Consider the following 19,086-nt stretch of genomic DNA (forward strand, 5'->3'; position numbering starts at 1 on the left):
GCGTGCCAGCAGCGCCCTATCTATGCTACTCTAAAAACATACCTATGCAGAGCTTGAGAGAGGAAGGTTGGACGATTGAAGCCTACGTACATAAGGCCGATTCTTCTGCTGCTGGCGGCAGCAGTCATTCTGCTTGGAGGCCGCATGACCGCTTATGCGGCGGACGAGCTGCTTGCCAATCCCGGCTTCGAGGCGGGCGCGGACAACATGCCGCAAGGCTGGAGCAAGGATGGCTACAAGCTCGATGAATCGGTGACCTCCTGGTCGCTGCAGCAGGGAGCGGGCGGGGAGCCTGCCCGTTATTTGAGGGTGCAGAACCTTCAGCCGAACGACGCCCGCTGGCTGCAGCGCGTGACGGTGAAGCCGGATACGCTGTACCGGATATCCGCCAGCGTCAGAGCCGCCGGCGCCGAAGCCGGCAAGACCGGGGCGAATCTATCCGTGCTCGGTCCCGTGGATACGTCGGTTTCCCTCTACGATACGGCGGGAGCCTGGCAGCCGCTGGAGCTGTACGGGCGCACGGGGCCGTCCCAGGACACGATGGACGTGCTGCTCCGTCTCGGCGGGTACGGAAGCGAGAATGTCGGCATCGCCGATTTCTCGGCTGTCTCCGTCGCCGAGGCGGCGGAAGCTCCCGCCGGAGCGACGGTCATTTCCCTGGACCCTTCCTCGGCACCGGCTCCGGCGCCTGCGGAACCGGCTGCTGCCGCGCATAAAGCTCCCGGCTATTTGATCCCTCTAGCGTTTCTGGGCGGAGCGGCGTTCCTGTACGCCTTCTCGATCGCTTATCGGGCTCTCTTCTCCCGGAAGGAAGCCACGGCATCCATCCATTGGCTGCGCATGGAAGGCCGCGATCACGCGGGAAGCAGGGCGCTGTGGCTGCTGCTCGGAGGAGGACTTCTGCTCCGCCTGCTGCTCGCGCCGACGATGCAGGGCCATCCCATCGACTTCCCAGACTTTTCGATTTGGGCGGACCGGGCCTACTCGGTCGGCCTGAACGGATTTTTCAGCGACGACGTGTTCGCCGACTACCCGCCGGGCTATATTTACGTCCTCTACGTGGTGGGCATGCTCAAGCATCTGTTCGGCTTGAGCGGAGCAAGCGGCGGCGTCATCCTGCTGGTCAAGCTGCCGGCGATTCTGGCGGATCTCGCCGCAGGCCGGCTGCTCTATGGAATCGCCCGCGAGCGGTTCGGCAAGCGCGTCAGCCTGATGGCGGCCGGACTGTACATCTTCAATCCGGCCGTGTGGTTCGACTCCGCGCTGTGGGCGCAGGCCGATTCCGTCATGACGCTGCTTGTCCTTCTCGCGGTGCGGGCTCTGTCCCGCAGCCGCCATGCCGCAGGAGCGGCATGGCTCGCGGCGGCGGTTCTCGTCAAGCCGCAAGCGGTCATTTTCCTGCCGCTGCTGCTGTTCGCCTTGATTATCAGCCGAAGCGGCAAGGAGTGGCTGAAGGCTGCCGGAGCCGGCGTCGCCGCTGCCCTCTTGCTGCTGCTTCCGTTTGCCGTCGGCAGGGAGCCGCTCTGGATCGTGGAGCATTATCAAGCGATGTTCGCTTCCTATCCATACGCGACGCTCAACGCCTTCAACATCTATGGGCTGCTCGGCCTGAACGGTATCGATGCGGCCAAGCACTGGCTCGGGCTGCCGCTGTCGGTCTGGGGCAACGTCGGAGCCGCGCTGGCGCTTGCCGCCATGGGGCTCATCGCTTTCAAAAAAGGCCGCAGCGGCCTTTATCTGGCCGCCTTCGCCGGATCGCTCCTCGTGTTCCTGCTGAAGACCGGCATGCATGAGCGGTATCTGTATCCGGCACTGGCATTCGGCTTGGCCGCGTTTCTCGTCTCGGGAAGCCGCCGCCTGCTGCTGCTGTACGGCACGCTTACAGCGGCCGTCCTGGCCAACATCGCATACGTGCTCCGGGACTCGCTGCAGGAGAACTATTATATCGCCAACGGCAACGGCGTCATGGTGCTCGTGTCGCTCGTCCAGACGGCCGCCGGCGCTTATCTCCTGTATTTGACGGTTCAGGTATGGCAGGGCAAGAGACTCGGTTCCCTCGCTGCGGCGTCCGGAAGCGGCTCCTTCGTCCTTCCGGAAGCGGCGCATGACAGCCCCGGCACCCCCAGCGCGGAGCGCAAGCCGCAGCCGTATGAGGACAGGACCTCTCTGCCATGGCGCAAGGAATGGCTGCCTGTGCTCGCCATCGTCGCCGTATACGCGGTCATGATGTTCTGGCAGCTGGGCGATGCCAAGGCTCCCAAAACGGCGTGGCAGCCTGCATCCGACGTCACGGCGCAAGTGCAGGGCGGGCCGCAGGCCGTCGATCGTCTCCTGCTCTATGCCGGCATCGGGGACGGCACCGTCCAGGTATCGGTATCTCCCGACGGCATGACCTGGAACGCTCCCGTGGAGCAGAAGCTCGACGGAGGCACCGTATTCCAGTGGAAGTCGGTGCCGCTGACGGGGCAGACGGCGCAGGCGGTCCGGATCACGGGAACCGGAACCGCCGTCGTATACGAGGCGGGACTGTTCGGACCGGACGGCGTCAGGCTGGCTCTTGCTGCGGATGGAGGCTCGCCGCTGTTCGACGAGCAGGCGCTTGTGCCGGACAAGCCTTCCTACCGCAACAGCATGTATTTCGATGAAATCTATCACTCGCGCACCGCCTATGAGCATCTGCACCGGATCGAGCCGTACGAGACGACTCATCCGCCGCTCGGCAAAGTCATCATCTCCGCCGGCATCGCGCTGTTCGGCATGAATCCCTTCGGCTGGAGGGTCATGGGCGGCATCGCCGGCCTGCTCCTGATCCCGGCCATGTACGTCTTCGGACGGGGCTTGTTCCGCTCCCGCAAGGGGGGCCTGCTGGCGGCGGCGCTCATCTTCCTCGATTTCATGCCGCTCGTGCAGTCGAGGATCGGCACCGTCGACACGTACGCGGTCCTGTTCATCATCATGAGCTACCATTACATGAACCGGTTCTTCCAGCGCAACGAGCCGGGAACGCCGCTCCGACGCCTGCTCCTGCCGTTTGCCCTGGCCGGCATCTTCTTCGGGCTGGGAGCCTCGGTCAAATGGGTCGGCGTCTATTCGGGAGCGGGCCTTGCGGCCATCTTCTTCTATTCGCTCGTGAGACGGCACTTGGCGGCATCCCGGACCGCAGCCATTCCCGACCGGGAGAGGAAAGCGAAGCAGGCAGGCGGCAAAGGCAATGACTCCGCGCCGAGCCGCGCAAGCGAGAAGAGCTTCATCGCCGGCATGATCGGAGCCGGGCTGCTGTTCTTCGTCCTCGTTCCAGGGGTCATCTACATCCTTACGTATATTCCGTTCATGAGGGTACCCGGGCCGGGCCATGGCCTGAAAAACGTCATCGAGTTCCAGAAGTTCATGTACGATTACCATTCCAAGCTGGTGGCGACCCATCCGTTCTCCTCGACCTGGTGGGAATGGCCGATCATCCGCCGGCCGATCTGGTATTATTCCGGATCCGGACTGGAGCCGGGGCGGATCGCGAGCATCGTCTCGCTGGGCAATCCGCTGCTCTGGTGGGCAGGCATTCCTTGTGCCGCGGCCGCCTTCATCGCCGCATGGAAGAGGAAGGAACGGGCGATGCAGGTCGTCACGATCGGGCTCCTGTCCCAATATCTTCCTTGGGTGGGCATTCCGCGCCTGACCTTCATCTATCACTATTACGCTACTGTGCCGTTCCTGCTGCTCTGTGTCGTCTACGTGCTGCTGCAGCTGCCGGAGCGAATCGGCGTCAAGCAAGGCCGGGCGGCGACGTGGACCTATCTTGGCGCGGCCGCCGTGCTGATGGCGATGTTCTATCCGGTGCTGACGGGACAGACGATCAGCCGGGATTATGCCGTTCATTTCCTGAAGTGGTTCGGCAGCTGGACATTTTTCTGAGCAGCCGAGCAAGACGGCAACGGCCTGACGGGCTGAATCCGAGCTTAAGGAATTCAGCCTTGCCTGCGAAGCTTCGCGAATCAAAAGTCCCGCCTCAAGACGGCCGTCTTGAAGCGGGACTTTTTCGCGGGCGAGTCATGGCGCTATTTTCCCGACAGGAAATCAAGGATGCGCTGCTTGTATTTCTCTCTTCCTTCATACCCGTTGTAAAGACGGTTCGTCACCGTAGCGGCATTTCCGAAGAAAAATTTCTCATAAACGCTCTGCCTGCCCCCGAATGCGCTGACGCTCAGCTCCCAGGCCAGCCTGGACAGCTGCACATTATCCTTGGCGTCAACGCCGACGCCTTTGAGATAACGCTTCAATTGGCTGCCGATATCACCGTTAAAGTCCTCCTCCGAAGGAATCATGATGATTCCGCTGGAGCCGATCAGATGGATGATTTCGATCATGCGGGGGTACATCTTGGGAAAGTAAGCATTCGCGGCAAGAAGCGGCTTGCGGTCCGGCAGCATGCTTCCCCACTTGTCGCGCCTAGCTCCGACCTCGGCCGCAAGCTGGAGCGACTTGAGCGTCTCGAGAATGACGAGGAGCTCGCTCACCATTTCCACCACGTGGACATTCTGGTCGATGCCCGACGCCTCCGCCATCGTTTCCGCCACTCCGAGAAAGAACTCCGTCTTGGCGATGTTCTTGCACATGACCTGGGTGCTCGTATGCGTGTGGAACCGGCTTTCATCCGACAGACGGTAGGCCATGTTCACGTCGCCGCATAGAAAGACGCGGTCCCAAGGAACGAGGACATCCTCGAACAGAACCAGGGTATCCATCTCCTCGTACTTCGAGCTGAGGGGATAGTCATAGGCCGACTCGCCTCCTACGAAGCTTTCCCGGCACACGAAGCGGATGCCCGGCAGGGTGCTTGGCACGGCAAAGAAAAAGGAAAAGGGACTCTCTCCCTCATTGAAAGTAGGGAAGGGCGTCGGGTAGACGAGAATCTCATCCGAGGTCGCTCCCTGGGTGTCCAGCAGGAAAGCTCCCCTGACGATAATGCCGTCCTTGTTCTTCTCCACGACTCGGGCTGCCGGTGGGTCTTCCAGCGTAAGGAGGAAATTGGACAGCCGGGCGGCTTTGGGCTGGATAAAGACATGCGAAAGGGTAATATCGTTTTCCCGGCAATAGACGTAATAATTCCTTAGATTGGCTGCGAACTGTGGATAATCCTTATCCAGAACTCCGGCAGCGGACGAGTAGGCCATCAGGGCGGTGTTCATATAGTCGGGGGCTCTGCCGAGGAAGCCGTTGTGGGCATAAGCCCAAGCCTGCATCATTATCCTGCGGGCGGCGAGATCTTTTTTTGTTTTGGGCTGAAGAAACGAAAGTCCTACGCGATCTCCTGTAAGGGGCGAAGGGTAGGTCAATTTGTCCCTCCAGATGTCGTTTCCCTGCATATCGTACATCGAGGCTTGCGTCGCCATCAATCCTTTGAAAGCAGCATGCTCGGATATTTTCCCGCTTACCTGGTGCCCACCGATCCGGATATCGGGCAGATTTCGATCCAGGCGTTCCTTATATTGAAGTCCATTTTTAATAGGCATGCACGCGTGAGCCTCCTTAGCGGTCCATATTTCGTCTCCTTGGGGAATCAAGCTAATATATTCAGACAAGGGGGGCCCAGTTCTGGGGGAACGGTCCGTAACGCCGCTCGGAATGAAGCTTAATTTCAGCTGCTGAACAGTAGGAATTCCATGCCGGAAGCAGCATGTGATAGGCACGCTTCTTCAACAAGTCAGGCCATGCCGTTCGGCACAGGATGGCAGGGTGTTTACAATCTTCTTCCGTTTCTGGTAAGATGGCTCAAATGCGATGAAGAGAAGAGTAAGCAGACCCGTTATCTCCGCCAGAAAGCATGCTGCTTTCCATGCGGCCCGCGTGCCCCCACAGCCGGAATCGAGAGGCTGTGCAGCCCGGTCAGAGAGCTCCGGCAGCTGGGAAGGAGCAGATAGCGGCTTGCCGAATCAAGCCTCCGAGCTTCACATCGGAACCTGCCAGGCGGCAGAGCGATGGTGTGACGGGAGCTCCTGTTACAGAGCTGGAGTATAAGCCTTCCTTAGCCGGATCGCCGTACTCGACGAGGCCTGCATGGCGACATGGAGGCGAAGCTGGGGTGGCACCGCGACGACAAGTCTCGCCCCCAAGACCTAGGTCTTGGGGGTGGGATTTTTTTGTTTGCCTGGGTACAGCGGGAAAGGGAAGGAAGGAAACAGCAACGAGAGGAGAGGCGGCCTTGAACCGAAAGAGACTTATGGAAACATGGAAGTACCCTTCGATCCTGCTGCTTGGCATCGGCGTCGCGAACATCGGCGGCTGGATTTATTTCATTGCCCTCAATTTGATCGTGCTGGATGCAACGAAGTCCGCCATGGCGGTATCGATCCTGTACTTGCTTCGTCCTCTCGCCGCCATGGCGGCAAGCTTCTGGTCAGGCAGCCTGATAGACCGGATGAACAAGCGAAGCCTGATGATCGCCCTTGATGCGTTCCGGGCCATCCTCATCTTTCTGCTGCCTTTGTTCGATTCCATCGCCTACATGTACGGACTCGTGTTCCTCATCCAAATGGCGGGCTCTCTGTTCGGACCGGCCTCCGGGACTTATATCGCCAAGCTCATCCCGCCGGAGCAGAGGCCCCGCTTCAATTCGCTGAACGGATTGATCGGATCGGGAGCCTTCCTGATCGGACCGGCGATCGCCGGACTGCTGTTCCTGGTCGGCTCGCCGACGATGGCCATCTACATCAATGCCGCCGCATTGCTGTTCTCGGCAGGCGTCACGATGCTGATGCCCGATCTGGAGAAGGGGATGTTCGCGGATTTGCCTGCGCGAGTGGACCGGAGCATGATCAGGCAGGACTGGTCGGCTGTCATCGCATTTTACCGGAGCCGCAGCGCCGTCTTGATTGTCTGCCTGCTGTTCAGCGCTGTCATGGTCGTCATGGCGACGGCCGTCGACTCGCTGGAGGCCGCCTTCGCACAGAAGGTGCTGGGGTTGTCTGACAGCGGATACGGCCTGCTGGTCAGCATAGCGGGAGCCGGAATCATCGCCGGGGCGTCCGTCAACGCCGCCATCGTCAGGAGGCTGGCCGCATCCGCGCAGATCGGCTTCGGCGCGATCGGCGTCAGCTTCGGCTACCTCGTCTACGCTTTTTCGGCGGATTTCGCCGGCGCTGCTGCGGGCTTCTTCATCCTGGCATTTTTCCTCGCGTTCGCCAATACGGGCTTTGCGACGTTCTACCAGAACCATATTCCTGTCGGCATGATGGGGAGGGTGGGAAGCGTGAACGTATTTCTCGAGGCGATCCTTGTCATGCTGGCGACAGCGGGGTTCGGCTTGGCTGCCGATCGGTATACCGTTCAAGCGGCGGTCATAGCCGGGGTGCTCGTCATGAGCGTGCTTGGTTTGTCGCTTGGCTTGTATGTGCTGAGGCCTTCCATGGCAAGGCTGCCGTCTTCGCCGCCGGATGGCTTCATTCGCCTGCCGGAAGACGGATAGGATCGATTCGTCGGCTGAGCCTGTTTCCGTAAGAAAACGTGAAAACCACCTTCCTGGATGTCAGGAAAGGTGGTTTTTTGCCTTTTCAGTCCGCCTTCTTCAGCGGAACCCATATCTCGCTGACGGAATCTTTGCCCGGCGCGCCGTCTTCCAGGTAGATTTCCAGATCAGCCGTACCCGCATGCTCGTAACCGGAGGAAGGGAACCAGTCGGAGTAGATCCGCCTGGTGACCGACTGGATGGAATCCGGCAGCTGACCGACGGCGGTGAAGACCGCCCAGGTCGAGGCGGGGATTTCTCTCTCCACGAAATCCACGCCGTCGACCGTCTTGTCGGCCTCGAGCGTTCCTGCGGGAGCTTCGACCGCGATCATGTAACGGAAACGATCGGTGTCCGGACTGAGGTCGACGCAAGCGCCCATAATGGGACGATCAGGCTGGAGCGAAGCGACCTTGCGGATCATGCCGTTCGAGCCGCTCTCCTGCCAGAACAGCGGGATGCGGCGGAAGTTCTCCCCGTCGGCGCAGCCGACCTCGATGGATGCCCCCGCAATATGGAACGCTTCTTTCTTTTCAATGCGATAGTTCATATGGACGTCTCCCTTCAGCGATAGATGAAAGCTCAGCTTGGGAAAGGCGATGAGCGGCGAGCCTTGCCGCTTAGCCATGGAAGGCGTGACGCCAAGCGTCTTGCGGAATGCCTTGGCGAATGCTTCGGGCGTCCCGTAGCCGTATTTCAAGGCCGCATCGACGACCTTGATATCCGAGAGGGCAAGCTCCTGCGCGGCAAGAGTCAGCCTGCGCCTGCGGATGTACTCCGCCAGCGTGCAGCCCGTCAGAGCGCTGAACATTCTCTGGAAATGGAAGGGGGAGGAGCAAGCCTCCTTGGCCAGCCCGCCGAGCTCCAGCTCCCCGCTCAGGTTGTTCTCGATCATGTCCAGCGCCCGGTTCATTCTCGTCAGCCAATCCAAGCCGATCTCTCCTTCATCTCCAGCATAACGGGTTATAGACCCGGCAGCCTGTTCATTCCTGCTCCAAGTGGACCGGTTCTCAACTCAGGCCGAGCAGGGTCCGGTACGATTTGATGATGCCGAAATGCATGCCTTCATGATACAACGCGAGCCGGATGAACTGCTCGGGGGTGGACAAGGTGAATCCGGTCGAGGTGGTGTACGGAGCCGCGCTTTCCTGCATTCGGCCGGATAGGCCGGCACGGACGCGGTCCGGCTGGTCCTGCAGAAGCATGAGGAGCTCCTCCATCGTGGCGGCTTGCCCAGATGCGGGCAGAGACGCAGGCGAGGTCCCGTATTCGTAACGCTCCGCGAAACCCTCCGGCAGCTGCTGCGGAAGGCCGATCGCCCGGAACGCGAACCGCTCCAGCACGACGTACAGATGGCCGGCATTCCAGCGGATCGAGTTGCGGAAGCCCGGAGGAATGGCGTCCGCGGATCGCTCGTCGACATCTTGCAGCCTTTCCAGCGTCTGATTCCGTACGAAGTCGAGCTGGTCGAACAGGCTTGCATCCATTACGGATCACTCCCAGGATTGGTTTTTTAGATCATTGCCCGCCCGTGGCGGATGGCGTAGGCGTAGTCCTCGCGCCCGGCACGAAGGGAGGCTTCGATGGCAAGGATGCGATCCATCGGAGCGCTTCGTTTCCCAAAAGGGGCTTCGCATGCCGGAATGTAGGGGAGTCCATATCGTCCTGCAGCAGGTACCGGTCGCAGTTGCCGCGAATGTGGATCATATCCGGCCGCTGCATGAGGAGCTCTGCCGTGCCGGCAGGATCGATCGGTCCGAACAGGCTGTCGCCGAGGTTGACGACGGTGCGGATGCCTCGGGCATCGATGTCGCGGAGAACGGCCTCAAGAGCGTGCCGATTGCTGTGGATATCGGACAGAACCGCAATGTCATGCATGGAAAGGAAACCTCCCGGCCGGCAATTTTCTGGACAAAAGGAATGATTTGAGACCGCGGTCATGAACGCGGCAAGGATCGAACCATAAGATCCCTGCGGAATCGGGACAAACAAACGATGCAGGGACATCTTTCTGTCAGACGCTCAACGTCCATTCCTTCACGAATACGGCTGTGCCGGTGATGTGGACGGAACGGCCGCCGCCCTCCTCCCCGATCTCGACGTTCACGCGGCCATCGCGGCCGATCTCCTGCCCCTGCTCGACGACCAGCTGCAGCGGAAGCGGTCCGCCGGGTCGGATATAAGCGTCATAATATGCCCCCATGACTCCTGAGGCCGTACCCGTGACGGGATCCTCGACCGTGCCGGAGTAGGGGGAGGAGAAATGGCGGGCATGCAGATCCGCCTCGGGATCGAATGCATGAAGGCAGACGGGATGCACGGATGCGCGGGGCATCTCCGTCAGGATGTCCGGGAACAATTGATTTCGAGGAACCATGCGGGGGAAGGAATCCAGCTGCTTGACCGGCACGATGAGCGTCCAGATTCCTGTGTTTCCGTATACGACCGGCAGCTCGTCGTCCAGATCGGATTGTGCAAGTCCGATGGATTCCGCAAGCGCAGCCCTGGATCCTGCGAAGGGCACGAAGCGGGGCTCCGCCTGCCTCATTGTCATGTCCAGGAATCCGTCGCTCCTCCGCTCGATCCGGATCGGGAGAATGCCTGCCTTCGTCTCCACGGCGAAGGAACGGCCGGGCGCGATCCGCCCCCGCTCCGCCAGCGCGCACAGCGTCGCCATCGTCGCATGCCCGCAAAGATCCACCTCATGGCCTGGCGTGAAGTACCGGATCCGCAGATCGGCGCTGTCCGACGGCAGCACAAACGCGGTCTCGTTAAAGCCGACCTTGGCGGCGATCGCCAGCATTTGCGGCTCGGACAAGCTCTCTCCTTCAAGCACGACACCAGCAGGATTGCCCTTGCCGGGAATCGTGCTGAATGCTTCGTAATGACAGACTGAAATCTCAACCATTGAAGCTTCCATCCTTTCCTGCAGCTGAGTGAAAACGATGTGATCTCGCCATCCGATAGAGTCCCCATTATACCATGCCGCTTTCTTCCTATGGCCGAGATCGAAATTTATTCCTCTTTTCGTAGAATCGCACCTTGTTCCCCTAATAACGCACATCGTCCATGAAAACGGTTGCATCTTACAATGAGAGAGAAAGCGAAAATACGGGGAGGTCTTCTGGGATGAAGCGATTCCGGGCTGCGGCCGCGGCGCTGATGGCGCTGATGCTGCTGCTGGCCAGCCTGCCGGCTTACGGGGCAGGTGCGGCGGCGCAAGGCGGCAATGGGGCGGGAGATATTCCTGCCGGCAAGATGCGGATCAAGAACATGTGGCAGAACAACTATCTGTACGAGGCATCCGACGGAACCGTACGGTACGGCATGACCAATCCGGGAGATGAATCCTCTCATTGGGAGGTGGAGGCGGCCGGAGGCTCCTACTTGATCCGGAACAGCAAGACTGGCCATTTCATCACGTCTTCGGAGACGCCGCAGCGCAGGGATGCCTTGAAGGCCCGGCAAGTGGCGGGCCCCTCGGCATCCGAGCAGTGGCTCATCAACCCCACTGCGACGAGCGGGTTCGTGAACATCGTGAGCGCCGCCGACTCGAGCGGCAAGCGGGCGATCCATGAGGAGGACCAGCTGGGCTTCGCCGAGCTGAGCTCGGACATCAATCTGGAATTCGAAAGCCCTAAATGGATGCTTGTGCCTGTCGAAGCGGTCCAGATCGAGTCGCGCTTCCATCCGGGCATGGTGCTGTACGAGTATGAAGGGCAGATCGCCGGCCAAGAGGCTTCTGTCGTCGGCTTCGGCGCCAAAGGCGACAAGGATGCCGATGCCCAGTGGTTCATCGAGCCCGGCAGCGTGCCGGGCAAAATCCAGATCCGCAACCGGGAGACCGGCCATCTGATCAAGCAGGGGCCTCTGGAATGGGCGGCGATGCCTGCCGGAGATCCCGATCCTGCGGAGCCCGGACTCACCGATTGGCTGCAGGAAAGCTCGTCGGACGGGCTCGGCTATGTGACGTTCGCCAACGGCAGGTTCGATTCCTACCTGCTCAATGCGCAGTTTCCGGACGACCGGGACGCGCGCTCCAACAGCTGGCCGGGAACCAAGGACAATCCGTCCGCGCAGTGGCGCATCGTTTCCCCTTCGGCGCTGCAGCCGGTCCGGATCGCCTCGTATACCGACGCGAACTCGCCGACGGATTACCTCTACGAGGAAGCGGGCGCATTGAAACACGGCGCGCTGGCGGCCGATCCGGCGAGGGCGGCCGACTATCTGTGGTTTGTCGAGGATTACGACGGAGCGAAGCGGATCCGCAATTCCGCGACCGGCCACTATTTGACGAGGAGCGGCGATACGCTGTCTGCTCTGGATGCCGGCTTCGGGACGCCGGAGAGCCGGTGGACGCTTACGCTGTCCGACGACTACGACGATTACCAGACGATCGGAGCGGCAGGCAGCCTGGACAGCTTCGTCACGGGCCATTCCGACGGCACGGTTCAAGCCGCTGCGGATGCTTCTTCTCTGGGCGCCCAGTGGCAGCTCGTCGATCCATCCTTGCCGGCAGACGGAGCCGATCATTATGTGCGCATCCAGAACGGCTGGCAGCCCTTCTATTTGTATGAGACGGCAGACGGCTTGCTCAAATACGGCAATGCCAGAAGCGGGGATGATGCCAGCGACCAGTGGCTGATCCGCAAGCATGAAGGGCGCAAGCTGTTCCAGAACAGGCGGACCGGCCATTATATCAACATTTCGGACATGCCGGACGGCCATATCCAGGTCAGTCCTCTCTCGGATCCCAGCAGCGTGGACCGCAGCTTCGTCTGGACGGTGCGGGACACCGGAGGCAACTCCAATCTCATCAGCAGCGTGACGGACAAGGAGCCCGGCAAGCAGCCGGAGAAGTTCGTCTCTCTCCAGAACCTGACCAAATACGCGGAATACGGCATCATCAATCCGGGCTGGGGAAGCCCGAAATGGAAGTTCGTGGCGGTGGCCGAGGATCAGCAGCGGCTGTTCAGGTACAAGGTCAACGGGTCGGATAGCTTGTATTTGAAGGAAACGCAGGAAAACGGCGCGACCGTCGGCATGGTGACGTACGGGGAGGCGGACGCCGGCGACTACTCGGCGGTCTGGTATTTGGAGGATTCCGGCGCCCCCGGCAAGATGCTGCTCAAAAACCAGGCCAGCGGACGTTATGCCGCCCTGGAGAACATCGCCGGCCATGAATCGGAGGATGATCCGGCCGAATCTCCGGAAACCCGGGGGAACATCAACGCATCGTGGGACAGCGTCAAATGGAGCCTGCAAGACGTGACGGTAGGAGATCAGGTCTATACGACGTTCAAGAGCGGCTGGGCCGGCCACTATCTGCTTGCGGGGCAAAGCGCGGACGGCGGCAGCCCGGCTATCCGGCTGAGCAAGGCCGCCGGAGCCGGAGATCGGCCGGAAGCGCTGTTCACGGCGGAGCCGGTCGTCCTGCCGCCGGCGACAGCTCCAGCCGGACAATTGCTGCGCATCAGGTCGGCAGGCGGCAAAGGGTATTTGTATGAGAATGCCGGAGGCGTCGTGCTGTACGGCAGCCCGGAAGAAACCAACTCGTACTCCCAATGGATCATCGTCAATGAAGAAGACGGAGTGAAAATCCGGAATGCCGCATCCGGGCACTTCCTCACGCTGAACGGCGACTACAGCTTCCTCGAGAGCAAGGCGGCGGGCAGCGCAGAAGCGGCCGAAGCGTCCAGCTGGGATGTTTCCCGGACGGCGGATGGAGGAGCCTGGCTCATCCGCAGCCTGTACGGAAGCTACAGCGACGAGCTCGTCCATGCGGGCGGCGGAGCCGGTTATGCCGAGCATGGGCTGGTGGCGGACAGCCTCGGCACTTCCCGCTGGATATTCGAATATCCCGAATCCGGCGAAATTCCGTCCATTGATGTTCCCGTGAACAAAAACACCTCGACGCCGGTCCAGGATAACGGCGGTCCGGTGGAAATCTCCCTCGCCGGCGATGCCTCCAAGCTGCTGGCCGACACGGAGGGAGCCGCAGCTTATGCTCCGGCAGGAGCCGGACAAGTTTCGGCCCGCTGGCTCGTCCAGGATTTCAACGGCCGCAAGCTCATCCGCAATGCGTCCACGGGCAAGTATTTGGCCGCCGGAACGGACGGCAGCCTCGCTCTGGCGACGGATTTGCGCCTTCCTGGCGCTCAGTGGCAGCTGGAAGAGATGTTAGGTTACACGCAGCTCCGGAACGCGGACTCGGGCATGTACCTGGAGCAGGGATTGAAGCTGGGCACGGAGGCCGGAGCCGGCTGGCGGCTGGATCCGGTGCGGATCAGCGTCGAATACAAGGGCAGCGACGCTTTCCATGGCGATGGAGCTTACCGCTTCGCCGTCCATGCGCCGGTGGACGGTACCTACGCGGTCGCGGTCCGCTACCGCTATGACGGCAGCGAAGCGGCGGCAGCCGGCATCGACGCCAACGGACTGGATGTCCAGCCCTTCCAGCTGAAGAGCCGGACGGGAAGCGCGGAAGCGGCCTTCAAGCTCAAGCTGCGCGCAGGCATCAATACGGTGTCGGCCGAAGGACTTCCAGGCGGAGCCTCGATCGACAGCCTGACGGTTGCAGACAGCTCGGCTCCTGCCTATCGGGGAGCAACGGTCAACTACATCAGCTACGAAGCCGAAGATGCGGAGACGAACGGACAGCCTATCGGTCCTTCGCGCAAGTACAAGGAGCTGGCATCGGAGGCTTCGGGACGCAAGGCCGTCATGCTGAACAAGCAAGGCGATTATATCGAATTCAAGACAGCGGCCGAAGCCGACTCTATCGTGGTCCGCTATTCGATTCCGGACAGCAAGGACGGCAGCGGGGATGAGCGGACGCTCTCGCTGTATGTCGACGGCGTCTTCCGCCAGAAGCTTGAGCTGACCAGCAAGTATGCGTGGGAATACGGCAGCTATCCGTGGTCCAACGATCCGAGGCAGGGCAGCGCGCACCGGTTCTACGACGACATCCATGCTCGGATCGGAGACGTGCCGGCCGGATCGACGGTTCGGCTGGAAAAAGCCGAGGGCGACGAAGCGGCTTCCTACACGATCGACCTGGTCGAGCTGGAGAAAACGGATGCGGCCTACTCCATGCCGGAAGGCTTCCTGGCCGTCACCGATTTCGGAGCGGCCGCGGACGACGGCTTGGACGACACGGCGGCATTGACGGCAGCCCTGGCGGAAGCGGGCAAGCAGGGCAAGGGCGTGTGGTTCCCGGCGGGAGCGTTCACGTTCTCGGATGAAGTCATCGATCTTCAGGACGCCGTCATCCGCGGCGCCGGCAGCTGGCATACCGAGCTGGACGGGGCTCGCTTCTACGGCCACGGCGGCAAGGTCAGAGTCTATGACCTGCTCATCGACGGAGGCATCAACGCAAGGGATGACGAAGCGTTCGACAATGCCTTCCACGGAGCGTTCGGACCGGGCTCGGTGCTGCAGAACATCTGGATCGAGCATACGAAGGCGGGACTGTGGCTGACGCAGCCGATCGGCGAGAAGAAGCGCACGGACGGCCTGTACATGGCCGCACTGCGCATCCGCAACCTGATGGCGGACGGCATCAACTTCGCCGTCGGAACGTCGGACAGCATGATGGAGCAGAGCGACATCCGGTATCCCGGAGACGACGGCATCGCGATGTGGTCGTTCACCGACGCCAAGCTTGCGGACGTCAACGGAGCGGAGAGAACGCCGAGCGTGAACAATACGGCCCGCTTCAATACGGTCTCGCTGCCTTGGCTGGCCGACAACATCGTCGTGTTCGGCGGCCGGGACAACAAGATCCAGGACAACATCGCCAAGGATACGATCGCCAATGGAGCCGGCATCGCCGTCTCGACCCGCTTCTCGGCCGAGCCTTTCCAAGGCGCGACCGTCGTCGAGCGCAACACGCTGATCCGCACGGGCAGCGTCGACTCCGGCTATGGTGTCAATCTCGGCGCTCTATGGCTGTACGCGGGGGAGAGCGATATCGGCGGAGCCAGCCGGATACTCATTCGCGGCAACAACGCTTACGACAGCACCTACTCCGGCCTGATCGTCCATGGAGGCAAGAGCGTGCAGGGAGTCGAGCTTGCGGACAACGTTCTGGACGGAGCCGGGACGAGCGGTGTCGAGATTGCTTCCGACATGAAAGGCTCGCTGAAGGTGGATAATCTCATCATCCGCGGCGAGAGGATACAACGGGTTTCCAATCCGGCATCTCCGAATTTCACGTTCCGCGAAGTGAACGCCGGCTTCGCATCGGATCCGAAGCCGTTCGAGGTCCGGCTGGCGGACGGCCAGACCGGTCCGTTCCGAATGGTGCCGGGCTCGGCGACGACTGTTCAGGTGCTGGACAAGGAGGGAGCGGATGTGACCGCTCAAGCCAAAATCTCCGTCTCGCCGCAAGCGGTGGCGTCGTTCAAGGAAGGCAAGCTTGCTGCTGTCGCCGCAGGCGATGCCGATCTTGATGTCCAGGTCGGTGAGATTCATCGTGCCTATACGGTGCAGGTCGTCGAACCCGTGACGGCTGAGCCGACACCGACACCCACGGGAAGTCCAACGCCGACGCCGACGGGAAGCCCGGCGCCGACACCGACCGGAAGCCCGGCGCCGACGCCGACATCCGCTCCGTCTGCAGGCCCGATAGCGACTCCAACGCCTTCGCCGACATCGACCGCTGCGCCTTCCGCAGCTCCGGGAACGGGCAGCCAAGACGGAGCGCTGCAGAAGGCTTGGACGGATAAGCTCTTCATCGTGGAAATCCCTGCGGGAAGCGATGGCAAGATCACGTTCAGCGCCGGCGCGCTGGAGGAAGCGGCAAAAAGACAGCCGGAGCTTGTGCTGCAGCTCGTGAACGGATCCGTCTTCATCACCCTGAAGGCAAGGGAGGCTGCGGAATTCCTGCACGCTCAGACCAGCACGCTCAAGCCGGCAACCTCGCTTGAATTCCTGCTGCGCCAGCCGGATGAAGCCAAGGCGCGGCTGGCGACGCAAGCCGCGCTGGCGAAGGGCTGGAAGCCGCAAGGAACGCCGGTTGAATTCAGCATCTTCCTGACCACGCCGGATGGACGAAAGGAAGCGGAGCCAAGCGACTGGATCCGATTCGCGTATTCGTTCTCGCAGTCAGGAATCGTGAATATAACCGATTCGGCCGTCATCCGCTACGACGAGCTTCTGAATTCCGCTCATTATGTCCCTGCGAATCTAACGGCATCCCATCAGCAAGAAACGCAGCTGACAGCAAGAACCAGCCGCAGCGGCATCTTCATGCTCGCCATCCGGCCTTCCGGAATCTCCGGCCTTGACGGCCACTGGAGCGCGAGGGCGGTGAGGAGCCTGGCATCCAAAGGAATCGTAAGCGGAATTCCGGGAGCCGGCTTCGCTCCGGACAAGCCGGTCACACGCGCGGAGCTTGCGGCCATGATCGTCCGGGCTCTCGACTTGAACCTGCCGAAACAGGAGGCCGCCTTCAAGGATGTATCCGCCGGAAGCTGGTACACCGATGCTGTTGCGGCCGCAGCTGATGCTGGACTCATGCAGGGCTACGCCGACTCCTCGTTCCATCCGGCGGCCAGGGTGACCCGGGAAGAGCTGGCCGTCGTGCTGGCTAGAGCGCTGGCTCATCTTCGGCAAGGGGATGCAGCTGTTCAGACCTCCGCATTTGCCGATGCCGCCTCCATCTCGGGATGGGCGTCCGATTCCGTCCGGCAGGCGGCGGCGAGCGGAGTCATGAACGGCTTGCCGGACGGGCGCTTCGCTCCTGCCCAAGCGGCCAGCCGAGCCGAAACCGCGGCAGCCCTGTTCCGCCTGCTGGCGGGAACAGGATGGATGGGCCAATAACAGTGTCCGATTGAAACCTTGATCACAAATCGCGGGATTGAAACCTTGATCACAACTTGATTCTGTCCTTGCGCCCAACCTCCCCTTTCTGATATACCAGCATAGAGGGTACACGGAAGGGGAGAGTGCAGGATGAAGAAAGAATCCGCTTTGGCGTTAAGCTATCAGGAGGCCGATTATCCGGTCGTCGGGCATGGTCCGCGCTCCATGCAGGTGCTGCTGGATGCTTTCGAGCAGGCAGATGGATCGCGGTTCAGCGATATGTACGGAAGAGGAGAAGTCATCGAAGCGTTCGAGGCGAAGATGGCGAAGCTGCTAGGCAAGGAATCGGCCGTATTTTTCCCGAGCGGCACGATGGCTCAGCAGATCGCCCTTCGGATCTGGTGCGACCGCCGCGGCTTCCGCACGGCGGCCTATCACCCGCTATGCCACCTGGAAATCCATGAGGAGAGGGGACTGCATGAGCTGCATGGAATTCGGTCCATCCTTCTGGGCAATTCGGAACGACTGATCACGCTGGAGGATATCCAGGCGGTCCGGGAGGAGATCGGCTGCCTGCTTCTGGAGCTGCCGCAGCGCGAGATCGGGGGCCAGCTGCCTTCCTATGAAGAGCTGCAGGCGATATCCGCCTGGTGCCGGGAGCAGGGCATTCCGATCCATCTGGACGGGGCGCGCCTGTTCGAGATCGTACCTTATTACGGCCGTTCGGAAGCCGAGATCTGCAGCCTTTTCGACAGTGTCTATGTATCCTTCTACAAGGGAGTCGGCGGCATCGCAGGCGCCATTCTTGCAGGAGATGCCGATCTGGCGCAGCAATCGAAGGTGTGGAAAAGACGCCATGGAGGGGATTTGGTCAGCCTTTATCCGTACATCGTCAGCTCAGAGCATTATCTGGACAAGCGTCTGCCGCTGATGGAGACGTACCTGAACGGAGCCCGCGATCTGAGCTCCCGCTTCAACCGCTGCAGCCGCATGCGCACCGTGCCGGAGCAGCCGGTGTCCAACATGTTCCATCTGCATCTGGATCTTCCCATGGAGCAGGCATCCGCTCTGCTGGAGCAGACGGCGAAGGAGACCGGAGTCGCTTTCCTGCCTTATCTGAAGGAGACTTCCCCGGACTCCTGTGCAGGTGAGATTCATATCGGCGACCGTTATGCCCGCATCCCGGCGGAGAAGCTGGATCAGGCGTTCAAGCGTCTGGAGGAGCTGGCCGGACAAGCCTGATGCCGGAGCGGCTTCCGACTTTTCGACGGGCAGCTGCACAAGCTTCCTTTTAGAAGCACGGATTCACGACGCGAAAAAGAGCCGTTCTCTTCCAGAGAGAGCGGCTCTTCTTTAATTGAAAAATACGCTTAGCTCGCGCGGATCCGACCCGATGCTGCTGATGACCCATTGGTCCTTTTCTCTAATGACCGTCGATTCACCCGGAACCTTATAGTCCTTGACCTCATTGTTTTCATTCGATATTTTGACCATGATATCGTATTTAAGGTCATAAGAATGATCAACCTCTTTCGTTGGTTCGATCGTGACATGATGGAGCTCAGCTCCGACATCCGATCGGCTTTTCTTGGCTATCCGGATGGGAATTGCCGTGTCCCCATTGGCTTTCAGTTTATTCCATGGTTCCGAATTGGAATGGCTGCAAGCCGTAAGAGCAACAGCCAGGAGCAGCAGGGTCGCGGCTGCTTTTAATCGTTACGTCATGGGCAATCTCCTCTCAGATTTTACCAGTCCATCTAGACTGCCAAACCATGTTTAAC

General features: G+C 60.8%; 9 protein-coding genes. 4 read left to right on the forward strand and 5 right to left on the reverse strand.

Annotation, left to right across the window (positions count from 1 at the left end):
- Positions 1 to 75: 75 nt before the first annotated feature.
- Entirely contained in the window at positions 76 to 3,909 is a 3,834-nt protein-coding gene (locus CIC07_RS07935) for a glycosyltransferase family 39 protein (RefSeq protein ID WP_083688410.1), read from the forward strand.
- Positions 3,910 to 4,052: 143 nt separating this feature from the next.
- Here the strand turns inward: CIC07_RS07935 and hpaB are convergent, their stop codons facing one another.
- Entirely contained in the window at positions 4,053 to 5,507 is a 1,455-nt protein-coding gene (hpaB, locus tag CIC07_RS07940; protein ID WP_076358340.1) for a 4-hydroxyphenylacetate 3-monooxygenase, oxygenase component, read from the reverse strand.
- Positions 5,508 to 6,196: 689 nt separating this feature from the next.
- Between hpaB and CIC07_RS07945 the strand changes: the two genes are divergently transcribed.
- Positions 6,197 to 7,459 (forward strand): MFS transporter, encoded by a 1,263-nt coding sequence (locus CIC07_RS07945; protein WP_083688408.1) that lies wholly within the window; start codon positions 6,197 to 6,199, stop codon positions 7,457 to 7,459.
- 85 nt (positions 7,460 to 7,544) lie between these two features.
- Here the strand turns inward: CIC07_RS07945 and CIC07_RS07950 are convergent, their stop codons facing one another.
- The 4 genes from CIC07_RS07950 to CIC07_RS07965 form a co-directional block, all read right to left on the reverse strand.
- Complete coding sequence (locus tag CIC07_RS07950) at positions 7,545 to 8,429, reverse strand: AraC family transcriptional regulator (RefSeq protein ID WP_175619202.1); 885 nt, start codon at positions 8,427 to 8,429, stop codon at positions 7,545 to 7,547.
- Between the two features lie 79 nt (positions 8,430 to 8,508).
- On the reverse strand, positions 8,509 to 8,985 hold the full coding sequence (locus CIC07_RS07955) for a DinB family protein (protein ID WP_076358337.1): 477 nt from the start codon (positions 8,983 to 8,985) through the stop codon (positions 8,509 to 8,511).
- A gap of 31 nt (positions 8,986 to 9,016) precedes the next feature.
- The gene (locus CIC07_RS07960) at positions 9,017 to 9,376 is read right to left on the reverse strand and encodes a metallophosphoesterase family protein (protein WP_076358336.1); all 360 of its coding nucleotides are present in this window, start codon (positions 9,374 to 9,376) and stop codon (positions 9,017 to 9,019) included.
- A 136-nt stretch (positions 9,377 to 9,512) separates the two neighbouring features.
- Positions 9,513 to 10,406, reverse strand: coding sequence for a PhzF family phenazine biosynthesis isomerase (locus CIC07_RS07965; protein ID WP_076358335.1), 894 nt, complete (start codon positions 10,404 to 10,406; stop codon positions 9,513 to 9,515).
- Positions 10,407 to 10,627: 221 nt separating this feature from the next.
- On the opposite strand from CIC07_RS07965, the gene CIC07_RS07970 reads away from it, so the two are divergent.
- Complete coding sequence (locus tag CIC07_RS07970) at positions 10,628 to 17,323, forward strand: S-layer homology domain-containing protein (RefSeq protein WP_159442442.1); 6,696 nt, start codon at positions 10,628 to 10,630, stop codon at positions 17,321 to 17,323.
- Positions 17,324 to 17,455: 132 nt separating this feature from the next.
- Positions 17,456 to 18,547 carry a threonine aldolase family protein gene (locus tag CIC07_RS07975; protein WP_076358334.1) on the forward strand — a complete coding sequence of 364 codons (1,092 nt, stop codon included), beginning with the start codon at positions 17,456 to 17,458 and terminating at the stop codon, positions 18,545 to 18,547.
- The last annotated feature ends 539 nt before the right edge of the window (positions 18,548 to 19,086 follow it).

It is taken from the genome of Paenibacillus sp. RUD330 (assembly GCF_002243345.2).
Classification (GTDB): Bacteria; Bacillota; Bacilli; order Paenibacillales; family Paenibacillaceae; genus Paenibacillus_O.

What these genes read in the sequence shown, in the direction of transcription:
- CIC07_RS07975 (WP_076358334.1), top strand. Translation starts at nt 17,456, where the DNA reads ATGAAGAAAGAATCCGCTTTGGCGTTAAGCTATCAGGAGGCCGATTAT.
- CIC07_RS07970 (WP_159442442.1), top strand. Translation starts at nt 10,628, where the DNA reads ATGAAGCGATTCCGGGCTGCGGCCGCGGCGCTGATGGCGCTGATGCTG.
- hpaB (WP_076358340.1), bottom strand. Translation starts at nt 5,507, where the DNA reads ATGCCTATTAAAAATGGACTTCAATATAAGGAACGCCTGGATCGAAAT.
- CIC07_RS07955 (WP_076358337.1), bottom strand. Translation starts at nt 8,985, where the DNA reads ATGGATGCAAGCCTGTTCGACCAGCTCGACTTCGTACGGAATCAGACG.
- CIC07_RS07965 (WP_076358335.1), bottom strand. Translation starts at nt 10,406, where the DNA reads ATGGTTGAGATTTCAGTCTGTCATTACGAAGCATTCAGCACGATTCCC.
- CIC07_RS07960 (WP_076358336.1), bottom strand. Translation starts at nt 9,376, where the DNA reads ATGCATGACATTGCGGTTCTGTCCGATATCCACAGCAATCGGCACGCT.